Origin of the sequence: Flavobacterium sp. 270, assembly GCF_004368785.1 — a bacterium.
GTDB lineage: Bacteria > Bacteroidota > Bacteroidia > Flavobacteriales > Flavobacteriaceae > Flavobacterium.
In genome coordinates this window covers 99,763-112,623 of sequence record NZ_SODM01000004.1, presented here as the reverse complement: position 1 = coordinate 112,623, position 12,861 = coordinate 99,763, and the positions used below count along the sequence as shown (strand labels likewise).

12 protein-coding genes are annotated in these 12,861 nt (G+C 34.3%); 8 read left to right on the top strand and 4 right to left on the bottom strand.

The window, feature by feature from the left end; genetic code table 11:
• Positions 1–247: 247 nt before the first annotated feature.
• Both EV144_RS15365 and EV144_RS15360 read right to left on the bottom strand, forming a co-directional pair.
• Complete coding sequence (locus tag EV144_RS15365) at positions 248–1,060, bottom strand: AraC family transcriptional regulator (protein ID WP_134150053.1); 813 nt, start codon at positions 1,058–1,060, stop codon at positions 248–250.
• Positions 1,061–1,089: 29 nt separating this feature from the next.
• Positions 1,090–2,085, bottom strand: coding sequence for an SDR family NAD(P)-dependent oxidoreductase (locus EV144_RS15360; RefSeq protein WP_134150052.1), 996 nt, complete (start codon positions 2,083–2,085; stop codon positions 1,090–1,092).
• 766 nt (positions 2,086–2,851) lie between these two features.
• Between EV144_RS15360 and EV144_RS15355 the strand changes: the two genes are divergently transcribed.
• The 3 genes from EV144_RS15355 (at position 2,852) to EV144_RS15345 (ending at position 6,109) form a co-directional block, all read left to right on the top strand.
• Positions 2,852–3,727 (top strand): hypothetical protein, encoded by an 876-nt coding sequence (locus EV144_RS15355; protein ID WP_134150051.1) that lies wholly within the window; start codon positions 2,852–2,854, stop codon positions 3,725–3,727.
• Between the two features lie 51 nt (positions 3,728–3,778).
• Positions 3,779–4,135 (top strand): hypothetical protein, encoded by a 357-nt coding sequence (locus EV144_RS15350; RefSeq protein ID WP_134150050.1) that lies wholly within the window; start codon positions 3,779–3,781, stop codon positions 4,133–4,135.
• 996 nt (positions 4,136–5,131) lie between these two features.
• Positions 5,132–6,109, top strand: coding sequence for an AraC family transcriptional regulator (locus EV144_RS15345; RefSeq protein WP_134150049.1), 978 nt, complete (start codon positions 5,132–5,134; stop codon positions 6,107–6,109).
• A gap of 123 nt (positions 6,110–6,232) precedes the next feature.
• On the opposite strand, the gene EV144_RS15340 is transcribed toward EV144_RS15345, so the two are convergent.
• Together EV144_RS15340 and EV144_RS15335 are read right to left on the bottom strand one after the other, a co-directional pair.
• On the bottom strand, positions 6,233–7,171 hold the full coding sequence (locus EV144_RS15340; RefSeq protein ID WP_134150048.1) for an AraC family transcriptional regulator: 939 nt from the start codon (positions 7,169–7,171) through the stop codon (positions 6,233–6,235).
• 118 nt (positions 7,172–7,289) lie between these two features.
• On the bottom strand, positions 7,290–8,222 hold the full coding sequence (locus EV144_RS15335; protein ID WP_134150047.1) for an AraC family transcriptional regulator: 933 nt from the start codon (positions 8,220–8,222) through the stop codon (positions 7,290–7,292).
• 481 nt (positions 8,223–8,703) lie between these two features.
• Here EV144_RS15335 and EV144_RS15330 point away from each other — a divergent pair, with 481 nt between their 5' ends.
• From EV144_RS15330 to EV144_RS15310, 5 genes are all read left to right on the top strand, one after another.
• Complete coding sequence (locus EV144_RS15330) at positions 8,704–9,114, top strand: nuclear transport factor 2 family protein (RefSeq protein ID WP_208326860.1); 411 nt, start codon at positions 8,704–8,706, stop codon at positions 9,112–9,114.
• A gap of 46 nt (positions 9,115–9,160) precedes the next feature.
• Entirely contained in the window at positions 9,161–10,030 is an 870-nt protein-coding gene (locus EV144_RS15325; protein WP_134150045.1) for an alpha/beta fold hydrolase, read from the top strand.
• A 17-nt stretch (positions 10,031–10,047) separates the two neighbouring features.
• On the top strand, positions 10,048–10,941 hold the full coding sequence (locus tag EV144_RS15320) for an alpha/beta fold hydrolase (protein WP_134150044.1): 894 nt from the start codon (positions 10,048–10,050) through the stop codon (positions 10,939–10,941).
• A gap of 2 nt (positions 10,942–10,943) precedes the next feature.
• Entirely contained in the window at positions 10,944–11,708 is a 765-nt protein-coding gene (locus EV144_RS15315; RefSeq protein ID WP_134150043.1) for a sulfite exporter TauE/SafE family protein, read from the top strand.
• 141 nt (positions 11,709–11,849) lie between these two features.
• Positions 11,850–12,833, top strand: a complete 984-nt coding sequence (locus tag EV144_RS15310; RefSeq protein ID WP_134150042.1) for a type I glyceraldehyde-3-phosphate dehydrogenase — start codon at positions 11,850–11,852, stop codon at positions 12,831–12,833.
• Positions 12,834–12,861 lie beyond the last annotated feature (28 nt).

Below are 12,861 nucleotides of genomic sequence, written 5' to 3'. Positions count from 1 at the left end.
CATGATATAGTGGTTTAGGTTAAATCAAAAAAAGGATATCCGACTGAATTGTAATTTGCAAGATTACCGCTCTATAAAGTTAATTATTTTTTTTCTTTAATCGTTTGATTTTTAGTGTTGTAATTCTTGAGTAAAGAAAAAGGTTTTGGATTTAGTATTATGTGAAGAATTACTATCATTTCAGTTTTAAAGCAGAAACATTTAATCGTGAAAAAAGTCAGACTATTAATAAAATAATGAGATTTATTTAAGTATCGGAGATATTTAGTGCACTTGGCGGGTAGCCATAATGTTTTTTAAATGCAAAAGAAAAATGTGAAAAATTCTCAAACCCCGTTTCATAAAATACTTCAACTGGTTTTTTATTTTTCTGCGCCAGCAGATAATGTGCCGCTTCCAATCTTTTTTTTGTCAGCCATCTTTGCGGAGTAGAACTGAATGCTTTGTAAAAATCACGTTTGAAAGTGGTGAGACTTCGTCCTGTCAGATATCCGAACTTTTCCAAAGGCAGATTAAACATAAAGTTTTTTTCCATAAAAGGTAGTAAATCGATTTTCCCAGGCTCTTCAAAGTCAGCTAAAATACTGTCTATATCTTTTTCAATAGTTTTGAGAATGAAAACTGCTTCATTGATCTTTAATGAAGCAATATGCTCGGGAAAGTTCTCCTGCATTTCAAAGTAAGGAATAAGCGAAGCCAGACAGCTTTCTAACAGCGGATGTTTATCAAAACTGAATATTTTTGACTGTACCGTTTTTGGTCTTGCATTTTCATTACCATAAATTTCCTGTAATCTTTCAGTCTTCAGATGCATAGCTACAGCCTTATGCGGCAGTCCCCCTTTAGGTTTGTTTATTATAGTGGCCAGCTGGTTTCTTGGTATAAGGAAAGTACTTCCTGCGACAAATACGAAAGTTTCGTCAGCCTGAATAATTTTTGTTTCTCCTGAAATCAACCACACCAGCAAATGGTCATCAAATGCCGCTTCTGTCTTAAACAATTTACCGCTGTAATGAGAAAGTTTAATTTCTGGGTTTATATAATTTACCTGATAATCCATAGTACTGATGTGGTATAAAGATACAAATATTAACGAATATTAAATTTTATTCCTGTTAGATTCTCGCTTAATTTCCACAATCTTTCTGCATTTTCTTGATCTAGGGAATAAGGTTTGACCCCTCCGATCACTGAGGTGTCAGAACGCAATTCAGCGATATCTGCGTTCTCGCAATAAACCCCGCCGATTGTATTTAGAAGCGGACTTGTAGCTGCCCAGACTGTTGTGGCAGCACCCTGTTCAACGGTTTTTAACGAAGCGGCAACTTCCGGCAGTATATTACCTTCTGCATCGCTGAAACCCAGCTTTTGAAATAAATCAACAGGTGCTTCTCTGCCTAATTCTGTTCCTCCAACAGCGCCGGGACATAGCGAATAACTGCGTACATCATAGGATTTGGCACGGTTGTCTAATTCTAATGAAAAAAGATTGACTGCTGTTTTGGACTGACCGTACGCTTGAAGTGTTTCGTATTCGCGTAAAAGGAAATTGGGATCCTCAAAATTAAAATTAGAAAACTGATGCCCGCCAGACGATACATTGACTACTCTTGCGCCTTCAGCTTTTTTCAAAGCAGGCCATAATTTAGCAGTAAGCTGGAACAAGGCCAGATAATTAGTAGCCAGCTGTGATTCATAACCACGTCTGTCCCTGCGAAGCGGGACCCACATAATTCCGGCATTGTTAATGAGTAAGTGAAGCGGTCTGCCAGAATCTATATATTTTTGGGCAAAAATGCTGATAGAATCAGGATTCATTAAATCCATTTCTTCTATAGTAACATTGAAAATTCCCTGCAGATTTCTTTCTGCTTTTTCTACATTCCTTGCAGGTACAATGATTGATGCTCCTGCAGCTGAAAGTGTTTTTACAGTTTCTAAGCCAAGACCAGTATTTCCACCCGTTACAATAGCCGTTTTTCCTGTTAGATCAATTCCTTTTATAACTTCCATTGTTGTTGATGCTGCGTTAAATCCAGAATGGATAGATTTTTGTAAAGCGCCCTGATAATTATTCTGTTCCATTTTTTTTAATTTTAATTATTATAATGGACAAAGGTAAAAGGTATAATAAGCGACTATTTTGTTTAAACGTCCTAATTCGTTTTGTTTATTCGTCCACCAAAATGGGCAGTATACATAATGGTTTTGAGAACAAACATTACATCATAGATAGTGTATACTTTATCGAAAGTATTATAGAGCATCTCGTTGTTTTGGCTAAAGCATAAGTACTCATCGAGCTTTCTGGTTAATTGAAAACGCTATCCCGCGGTTTTTCTGTAACAATAAACAGATAAAAATATATAAAGAATATCCTAACAATTTAGATCAAATTTTGGCTGTAACTCTAATCTTATTTAAAAATAAATCCTTTAAATATTCGAATCATCATTCCCCAAACCTTGGCAATGCAGATTTTTTGATTTTTTGCCAAGTGCTATGCCACGATTCTGCCATAAAAATTATACAAGTAAAAATATGATAAAAAATGCCTTATGTTTTTGTGGTAAATTGAAGGCAACTCCAAAAATGATTTGCGACGATTATGCGACGAAAATTAAAACTTGTAAATCTCAAGATTTAGATTCTTAATTGGCCTCAGCTTTTTGAGGCAGAAATAGTATCAAGTCCCTCTGTAATTAAAAAAAATCCCTTTGTATTTAATTTTTATATTTGTCAGCATATTCCCCCACAAAAAAGCATTATATGTTTTTTGGTATAAAGAATTTGACAACGATGAATAATTAATACAATTTCTTCTATGGCTTTAAAATTGTTTTATGTTTATATGATTACCTTTTTTTACAGTTTCAATTTTGTATCCGCACAGACTAAACTACCCAATTGTGTACTGTATGATCTTTTGGATTGTGTTAATGATGATAATGCATTTAATGCTTATTTAAAAGCTCATTCGTTGTCTGGCATGAGTAATAAACTTAAGTATGTACCATTTTCAGGCAAGAAATATTATATAGAATCTTATGCAAAAAAGGTTGACAGTCTTAATCAGAAAAAGCTTTCTATGATTTTGGACACACTGAGGTTTTACAATGTGAAACGATCGGATTTAATTTCTGAAAATTTTAGATGGGTGTACAAGAAATTTGGAGATCAACTACTTTACAGATCGATAAAAAATGGTTTTAATTTTGAAAAAAATAGTAAAACGATAAGAATTTTTTTCCCTGAAATTGGATTTTTTGAAAACCGATTGATACTTGCAGATACTGTATCGTTTTGGACAAAAAAGAGTATAGAAAAAAGTACCCCGATTTTGATGTCGGCTAGTATTGAAGATCCAATAAAAAAAGGCGAATATCTGGCAGATTTACTTCAGGCAGGAAAAATTGATGAATTCTGCAACAGCTTTATGCCTAAAAAAGTAATTGAGGCTATTTTACCAGATAACAGTCATAATGAAAGTTTGGAAGTTGTCAAGGAAAGTAAAAGGAAAGTCCATTTCCTCTTTTATCCACTCAGACCCGGATCTTATAAAGTAAGTTTTGAGTTTATGAATTTAGAACGCCGATCTGAATCACGTTATGAAAGAGACAGCGGTTATTATAATTTTGCGGTTAAACACGACAATTCTGAAACATTTTTAAATATTGAGATCTATCTTTTTGAAGATAAAATTTATTTGACAAAGTATAAAAATTAAATGCGGCGCAGATTGAAGAAATTGCAAGGAGCTTTGTAAAATCTTTTGCAGATGCCTTTGAGGCTTATGGCCTCAGTAAAGGTTATAATTTGGATAAACAATTTTATAAATATATGGCCTGGGGGGGACGGGCTTATAGAAACCGATGCATTGATGAAGTTGCCTGAGGCAGACAGAAAAAGAATATCCAATACCGTTGAAATTGAGTTCAGGGGCAAGATGATCTGGGTAATGTCAAAGCTCAAAAAGGTAAAAAAGCAGGATGCTAATATATGTATCATGAAAAAACATAAAAATATCGTTTTACTATTGGTTGGTTGGTGTATGAGCGGATGTTCTATTGTGCAGACAAAATTGATCCCGACTAATAACAAAGGAGGATATACTGTGACTATAGGTAAAGGGTAGCCGGGCAGTACACCGGAGACTGTTGATTTTCTGATAAAGGACGAGACAAGCGTAACTATTCGCGAGCACGTCCTTGATGTAAAAACTCGCAAACCCCTCAGGAGTTCACAATTGACCGACGGCTGTTTTAAATTTTTTACCACCCAGCAGGGTGAATATTCTTTCAGGACCCGAAACCTGCAGAGTAATTCATTTTACCTGCAAGCTGTGGTCTATCCCTACCTGGCAGTTGAGACCGATTACATCGATATCTATAATAAAAAAGAAGTGATCGTGGATTTTCATTTGATGATGGATGAAAGGCCTTTGTCTGACTGCTCCGGAACGGGCAGTGAGAGGCACAAAAAAGTACAGGAGCAGCTTAATAATTTAAAATAAGGCTGTTTTTTAATTGTACAAAAGCCGAGCATAATGCTGCAGGGTATGGATTAATAGAGATTACGTTAATGGATTGTTAAGGGCTGCTGGCGGAATTTAGTTCAGAGCAATCATTATTCTCAATTGTATATACTATTTTTTTAGGGAGCTTTTTCCCGCTATACGTTCCAATCTTTTGTGCAGGGTCCGGCACAAAAGTATTTCAACTGCTATCAGGGCTAGGCTGCCGGACAGCCCTTTTTATTTTGGAGAACTGCATATTCAGGCCCAATTACTGTAGCGGGCCTTTCAGCTTTATTAATTATGCACCTTTTATACTGATGCAGTAAACATGGTATATTACTATTCCTTAGCATACTAAATTAGTCAGGTTACAAAAAAAGGCGTCCAATTGTCTTCAATTGGCGCCATTTGGCTGTGTTGTGACAGGAACAAAATAAGACCATATAACTTGATATTTAATTGAATATTTAAAATATATTTTTAAATGTAAAAAAACTGGATATCTTAAGATTCTCGTTACACAAGTGATATTCTTTAATTTGTGAATATGAGATGTTTTAGTAAATTTATCAAGTTTTAACTTTGCAAATTAGAATTTAAACCAGTTAAAGTAGTATGAAACCAGAATTAACCACTTTGAAAAAACTATGCGATATGCTCGCTTTTATGAACTTACCTGTTTACTCCTATAATGATACAGATGATTTTGCTATTCTCAAAATACATGAGATGGGATTAAAAATGCCTTATTTAACGCCAACATTCAGACCTGATTTTTATACTATCATGATTGTTCTGGATGGAGAAGGCACTTTAGTATCGGGAAATGAAGTTTTTGAAGTTGGACCAGGAAATGTTTTCATGAAGCGGCCAGATGTATATTTCTCTAGTGGCTGGACTAAAATGATTACTGTTTATAATATTAGTTTCAGCAGGTATTTCATTGAAAAAAATTTACCGCTAGGTATGGATGACTTTTTGGAAATGGACAACTGCAATGGAATAAATTATCTTTTTAGTAAAAAAGATATTTCTCAGTTTGAAGACCTTTGCTTGGAAATTTATAATGAAGCGGTTTCTATGACAGCCTTCAGATATGAAATGATTTCAAACCTTCTTATTCATATTCTTTTACTCATTCAACAACGTCAGGATACATTGCAGATAGAAAATCAAAATGAAAAAAACGATGTTATTTTTAGTGCTTTCTGCAGAAATATGGACAAGAATTTTAACATGCTTGCATCTGGAGAAATTGATTTCTTATTTCGTGGACGGGAACATGCGGGGTTACTAAATTTAAGCGAAAATAATCTGGCCAAAATTATAAGTAAAAGTTCTGGCAGGACAATCAATCAGTGGATAAACACAAAATTGATTGATGAAATTACATATCTTCTTAAAAATACAGATAAGTCTATGAAGGAGATAGCTGAGTTGTATGCGTTTGCTGAACTTAAACAGTTTTACAATTTCTATAAAAAGCAAACAAATAAAACTGCCATTGCAGTAAGAAATGATTTTAATGAATCCCAAAATGAACTAATGCACATCTACAGAGGCGATAGTGTAAACATCCGTCCAAGCTGGTAATCAGTTGAGTTAAAACTCACGACAGAAGTTATATTCGGATTGCTTAACTCACAGATTCTTATGAGTTGACTTTAATACAATAACCTTAGATTAAAGTGGATAAGATTTCTTTACTATGTGGTTTTATCCTTTTGTGTTTCTTTTTCGATAATCAGCCGGTGACAATCCAGTATGTTTCTTAAAGAAAATACTGAAATACGACATGTAGGAAAAACCAAGCATATAAGCGATTTCCTTTATTGAATGGCGAGAATCCTCCATCAAAATTTTAGCAGTGCTGAGTGTTTTTTCCGCGATTAACTGTCCGCCAGTTTTTCCGGTTTTTTCTTTTAAGACACTTGAGAGGTAATTTTCATGGAGTTGCTGCATTTCAGCGTAATCTTTTATGTAAAGCGTTCTATTAATTTTGCCCTGTAATAATTGATCATAATGGTATTCTAAATTTTGTGTAAAATCCTTTAGAATATCTGGATTACGATCTGGCGTAGTATGGATCTTATACCCTTCCCAATATTCCTGTTTAATTTTCAATAAAAATCTGGTCAGTAAATTGGCGCATATCTTTTTTTGTAAAGGGGAGTCTCTTTGTAGTTCCTCCACTATTAGCAGAAGTATTTTTTTCAGTTCAGCTCTAAATTCTTTTGAGGTTTGCAAAGGAACCTGTCTTTCAAAGAGTAAAAATGGAAAGGTCTTGTAAATTGAAATTCCGCCATATTTTGAAATGAAATTTTCTGTAAAGAGCAAGCCGTATGATTCAGTAACAGAATACCAGGTTAACTGCTGGAGCTCTCCTGGCTTGTTTACAAAAAACATTCCCGGTTTAATAGTAAATGGCTGTTTGTCAACAATAATTTTACCCTGGGCTTCTATAAGAAATCCTATTGAAAAAAAGGTAGTATAAAATAAAGGAGTGCTCCACGGAAATGTATGGTCCCGATGCAGCAGGCGTGAGTTCACAAAAGAAAATTCCTCATCTCCCAAGTGTCCGTTTGATAATTCATTGCCCATGATTTCCACTGTTTCGTAAAAATCAGTAAATTTTGGTTTTTTGTCGTTTTCCATTTTCTAAGGACTTAATATTTAAATAATAATTTTACGCGTGTAGATTTTCAGGTAATAACGGTTAGAAAAGGGAGCGGGCATAGAATTATATGGTTATTAATTTTTTATTAAAGATATTTTATTTTTCAAATTGATTCATAATAAATTCTTTCCTGATAAAGCCGGGTGCCAGTAAAGTCTGGGATTTAAAATAGCTGTGAAAAGTTGTCATATCATTAAAGGCAAACATTCCTGCAATTTCTCTTACTGATTTGTCAGAATGTTTTAAAAGATAATTAATCTCATCAATTAGTTTATCGTTGATCCAGTCGTTAACAGTTCTATTTGTAGCATTACTAATTAGTCTGCAAAGGTAATTTTCATTAAGATTAAGTAATTGCGCATGCTCTTTGGTTCTTAAAACAGAAGCGTTTTTGCCTGCAAGAAGACTATTGAAATTATCTTCAAGATTTTGACGAAAGGCAATTATAATGGGATGATATTTGTCTGTTCTGATATTCTGTTTTTTTCGATTTCTTAACTGGAGCTGAATTATATATAATAGGTTAAGGGTCAGATTGGCAATTAATTCCTGTTTGTAAGATGTAGTCGAATTCAAAATAGTGTGAATTTCAATACAGATCTGCTCGAAATAAAGCATGTTTTTTTTTGTCAGCGATTGCATAAAGCCATTGCTCTTGTCTGAATCCATAATAGTATCGATACCTTCAGGAAAATATTCTAAAACAAAATCCTTGCTGAAACATATATTATACACCTTGACAATATTGTTCCACCTGCAGGATAAGAATGAATCAGGCCGGGAAATAAATATATGGTTGGAACGAAGTTCAAATGTATCGTTCCCTACCATACATGTACCGGATCCGTTGACAATAATCGTTAAATTATAAAATTCAGGACGAAAAGTTGGTGAATGACAGGGAGTTAGTATGTCCAATTCATGTATTTTCAGAACGGTAAAATCGGTATCGTTCAAATAGTTATCAGGCTGCTTCATAAATGCCAGACAATCTTTTAGTTTACTTAAAGTGGTTAGCTGTGGTGTCATTATAATAGGCTTGTATACAATTTTTTAGCTTTAAATTGTTTACTAATTTTTTTCAAAATTGCATAAAATAATAATAATAGGCAGGCAGCAATTTGGACTTAAAATTATAAAATTTAAAGATTTAAGACTACACGAAGACTTTTTTTAGGCCCTTAAAGATATATTGTAGTAAGTTTCTTATATAAATGATAGTTTATGTTACCTAAAAATTTATGGACTAAAATTATTTTTAAGAAAGCGCATCACTTTAAAAATTTTGCATTGTCACTTCTCACTCAAAATTTAAAAAATTATCCAAATCTAGGATTATTATAATTTTTAGTGAATTTTTCACAGTTAGTACGTCTTTCTACTGCTATAATTTTGCTTTAAATAATCAAAGGATCTACAAGAAGGGTATTTAGAATGATTATTAGATGCCTGCAATCATTTGATCTTTAATAAAATTCATCAATATAATTAACCAATAAATAATATAGATATGAAAAAATTCCCGCTACCGCCATTTACACTAGAAACGGCACTGGAAAAGATACAGTTAGCAGAAGATGGATGGAACAGCCGCGATCCTGAAAGAGTAGCGCAGGCTTACACCATAGATTGCGAATGGAGAAATCGTCACTTATTTATAAACGGCCGCCAGGAAATTATTGATTTTCTGTCTGATAAGTGGGAGCGAGAACTTGATTACAAACTAAAAAAAGAATACTGGGCACATACAGGGAATCGCATTGCTGTGAGGTTTGAGTATGAATATCGTGATGTAAACGGACAATGGTTTAGAGCGTACGGAAATGAAAATTGGGAATTTGATGAAGATGGCCTGATGAAAAAAAGATTTGCCAGTATAAATGATCTGTCTATAAATGATAGTGACAGAAAGTTTATTTGATTGAAGAATAGAAACAAATTAAAATAACCCTATTAAAATTAAAATTATGAAAACAAGTTACCACACAAAAAAAATCAACGGTGTAGAAATTTTCTACAGAGAAGCAGGAGATAAACAAAAGCCAACACTGGTTTTATTACATGGTTATCCAACGTCATCACACATGTTCCGCAATTTGATCAATTATCTTGCAGATGATTTTCATGTAATTGCTCCGGATTATCCAGGTTATGGAAGAAGTGAACAGCCTCCAATAGCTGATTTCGATTATACTTTTGAAAACTTCAGTACTATTGTTAAAACGTTATTAGATGAACTGGGTATCAAAAAATTCAGTCTTTATTTAATGGATTATGGTGCGCCGGTTGGTTTTAGAATTGCAAGCAGAAATCCGGACAGTATCGAGACGCTGATTGTACAAAACGGTTGTGCTTATGAGGAAGGTCTTGAAACTTTCTGGGATCCGTTTAGAGCACTTTGGAAAGATAGAAATGACAAAGAAGCTGCTGCTACATTAAGCACTTTTCACGCTCCTGACGGACTAAAATGGCAATATACACACAACGTTCCGGATACTTCGGTAGTTTCTCCAGACAACTGGGAGGTCGATTTAAGACACTTAGGACGCCCTGAAAATGGTGATATTCAATTGGCACTTTTTTACGATTACAGAACCAATGTACCCTTATATCCGGAATGGCAGGAATATTTTAGAAAATACAATCCTGAAATGCTGATCGTATATGGAAAAGATGATTATATTTTTCCAGGTGTAGGTGCTGAAGCGTTCAAAAAAGATGTTAAGAATCTTGAGTTCCATTTATTCCCAACCGGACATTTTGCACTGGAAAGTTTTGGTGATGAGATTTCAGAACTTATAAAAGATTTTCTTAAAAGAAAAACAGCTAAAAATTAATCATTTAAGAAAAATAAATGACTAATAAATCTATCGAGGAGCAAGTAAATTCAGTTGTTCATAAAAGCATTAATGTAAACGGAACGGAAATTTTTTACAGGGAAGCAGGAGATGAGGCAAAACCAAATCTATTGTTACTTCATGGATATCCTTCTTCATCACATATGTTTAGGAATGTTATTCCGGTGCTCTCTGAACGATTTCATATTCTTGCTCCCGATTTACCAGGCTTTGGCTTTAGTGCAGTTCCATCAAAAGATGTATTTGAATATACTTTTGAAAATTTTGCCAGGATTGTAACAGGTTTTTTGACCAAACTAAATATTAAGAAAACGAGCTTTTATCTTTTTGATTATGGAGCTCCTGTCTTGATGCATGTAATTGCAAAAAATCCGGCAGTAGTTGATATGCTCATTTTTCAGAACGGGAATATATATGAAGAAGGTCTTGGAGATGGAATTAAGAACGCAATGATTTTTTTCAATGATGATACAAAAGAAAATCATGCAAAACTGGCAAGGCTAGTTGAACCCGAATATATTAGATGGGAATATCTTACTGGTGTTTCCGATCTGTCTAAGATTGCTCCGGAATCCTATATGATAGATGAATTTTTAATGCAGAGAGCAGGATTAAAAAAGATTCATTTATTAATTAAAAAAGACTACGGAAATAATCTGGCTTTTTATCCGGCATGGCAGGAAAGAATTAGAAAATCACAATTTCCGACATTAATCGTTTGGGGGGGAAATGATGAAGTGTTTAAAAAGGAAGGAGCATTGGCTATTCATAATGATCTGCCGGATTCTAAGTTGGTTTTTTATCCTACTGGTCACTTTGCCTTAGAAGAATTTGGAACTGAAATCGCCAGGGAAATTATTAGTTATTACGAATCACTACAACAAAACTAAAAATGGAAAATTATCTGCAATTTGGGCTGTTATTCTTAGCCGCTGTAGTAGGCGGGGCTGTAAACGCATTTGCCGGAGGCGGTGGATTTATTGTGTTTCCAAGTTTAGTTTTAAATGGAGTAACTTCCATACGAGCTAATGCTATGACTTGTGTATCGATGTGGTTTGGAAATGTTGCGAGTGTCAAGGCGTTTAAAAACGATATTCGTATAGTGTCAAAAGATTTGAAAATTATTTTACTAATCAGCGGAATCGGCGGATTATGCGGAGCGGTGGTAATGGTCATGACAGATCCTAAAACCTTTAAGTCTCTTGTTCCTTACTTTCATCTTATATCTTGGGGTACATTTGCTTTTAGTAAACCCATACTTGGATATTTCCAAAAAGTTACTACTGCAAGTGAGCATTTTGAATATTCACACAAAAAACTGATACCATTATTCTTGATTAATTTTTACGGAGGCTATTTTAATGCTGGAATAGGAATTATGATTCTAACACTTTTTACCCTTTATGGGATGAAAGAACTAAATGAAATGAATGGCCTAAAAGTTTTAATGGTTGCCGTAAATAACGGAATTGCGGCATTATGTTTTGTGTTTTCCGGCTTAATAGACTGGAAAATAACAATTGTACTGACCATTGGAGGAATTATAGGAGGCTATTACGGTGCAGTATTTTCACGCCATTTGAATCAGGAACTTGTCAGGAAATTAATTATAGTGATTGGTGGTTTAATAGCTGTTTATTTCTTTACAATGTCTTAGTATCGCACATAACTTGTGGTTTTTTAGAGTAAATTAATTGATTGTCAATTAGTTAATTTGTATTTTGTTAATCACTGATATTAAAATTTGGTATCTTTAGATTAAATCTTATAAAATAGTGTTAACCATTAAAATTTAAAAATGAAAAGTATAGGAATTAATGGCTTTGGCCGTATTGGAAGAGCAGCTCTCAAAATTATATTAGATACTCCAGGGCTGGAAGTTGTCGGAATCAATGATCTTATGAGTATTGAGAATGCAGTATATCTTTTAAAGTATGACAGTATATACGGCAGATTTGACAAAGAGGTTACAATTAATGGTGATTACATCATTGTCGAAGGTAAGTCAATAAGATATACCGCGATAAAAGACCCCGCAGAATTACCATGGGCATCATTAAAAGCTGAGGTTGTAATAGAAAGCACCGGATTTTTTACCAATAAACCAGATGCAGAGAAACACATAGCTGCAGGCGCAAAGTTTGTGGTGATATCAGGACCAACAAAAGATACTCCAACAATTGTACATGGAGTAAATACTGAAGAAGGGAAAGTGGCTATTTTTTCATGTGCGAGCTGCACCACTAATAATATTGGACCGATTATAGAAATTTTGGGACGCAGAATTGGTGTAAAAAAGGCCATTCTTAATACAACACATGCTTACACAGCATCTCAAACGCTGGTAGATGCACCATCAAAAAGAGAGCCCCGCATGGGACGTGGAGCAGCAATAAATTCTGCACCTGCAGCAACAGGAGCAGCCATTGCTGTCACAAAAGCACTTCCCGAATATGTTGGCAAATTTGATGGCATTGCAGTACGAGTTCCTGTGCCGATTGGTTCAATATCAGACATTACGTTTGTTACAGAACGTCCAACTTCTGTAGAAGAAATTAATACCATTCTGGCAGAGGAAGCTAAAACTGAAAGATATAAAAAAGTAGTCGATGTAAGCGATGAACCTTTGGTTTCTTCGGATATGATAAAAAATCCGTTTGCTGCGACAGTAGATCTTGAAATGACGCGGGTAGTAGATGGAGACCTTGTAAAAGTAATGGCGTGGTATGATAACGAATGGGGATTTACAAACCAAATGGTTAGGCAGATTCAGGAATTATAAATTCAAATAAAATCATCTTACTTTAGTT

Excerpts from the sequence above, each read along its gene's own strand:
- EV144_RS15365 (WP_134150053.1), bottom strand. The coding sequence starts at position 1,060 with ATGGATTATCAGGTAAATTATATAAACCCAGAAATTAAACTTTCTCAT.
- EV144_RS15360 (WP_134150052.1), bottom strand. The coding sequence starts at position 2,085 with ATGGAACAGAATAATTATCAGGGCGCTTTACAAAAATCTATCCATTCT.
- EV144_RS15355 (WP_134150051.1), top strand. The coding sequence starts at position 2,852 with ATGATTACCTTTTTTTACAGTTTCAATTTTGTATCCGCACAGACTAAA.
- EV144_RS15350 (WP_134150050.1), top strand. The coding sequence starts at position 3,779 with ATGCCTTTGAGGCTTATGGCCTCAGTAAAGGTTATAATTTGGATAAAC.
- EV144_RS15345 (WP_134150049.1), top strand. The coding sequence starts at position 5,132 with ATGAAACCAGAATTAACCACTTTGAAAAAACTATGCGATATGCTCGCT.
- EV144_RS15340 (WP_134150048.1), bottom strand. The coding sequence starts at position 7,171 with ATGGAAAACGACAAAAAACCAAAATTTACTGATTTTTACGAAACAGTG.
- EV144_RS15335 (WP_134150047.1), bottom strand. The coding sequence starts at position 8,222 with ATGACACCACAGCTAACCACTTTAAGTAAACTAAAAGATTGTCTGGCA.
- EV144_RS15330 (WP_208326860.1), top strand. The coding sequence starts at position 8,704 with ATGAAAAAATTCCCGCTACCGCCATTTACACTAGAAACGGCACTGGAA.
- EV144_RS15325 (WP_134150045.1), top strand. The coding sequence starts at position 9,161 with ATGAAAACAAGTTACCACACAAAAAAAATCAACGGTGTAGAAATTTTC.
- EV144_RS15320 (WP_134150044.1), top strand. The coding sequence starts at position 10,048 with ATGACTAATAAATCTATCGAGGAGCAAGTAAATTCAGTTGTTCATAAA.
- EV144_RS15315 (WP_134150043.1), top strand. The coding sequence starts at position 10,944 with ATGGAAAATTATCTGCAATTTGGGCTGTTATTCTTAGCCGCTGTAGTA.
- EV144_RS15310 (WP_134150042.1), top strand. The coding sequence starts at position 11,850 with ATGAAAAGTATAGGAATTAATGGCTTTGGCCGTATTGGAAGAGCAGCT.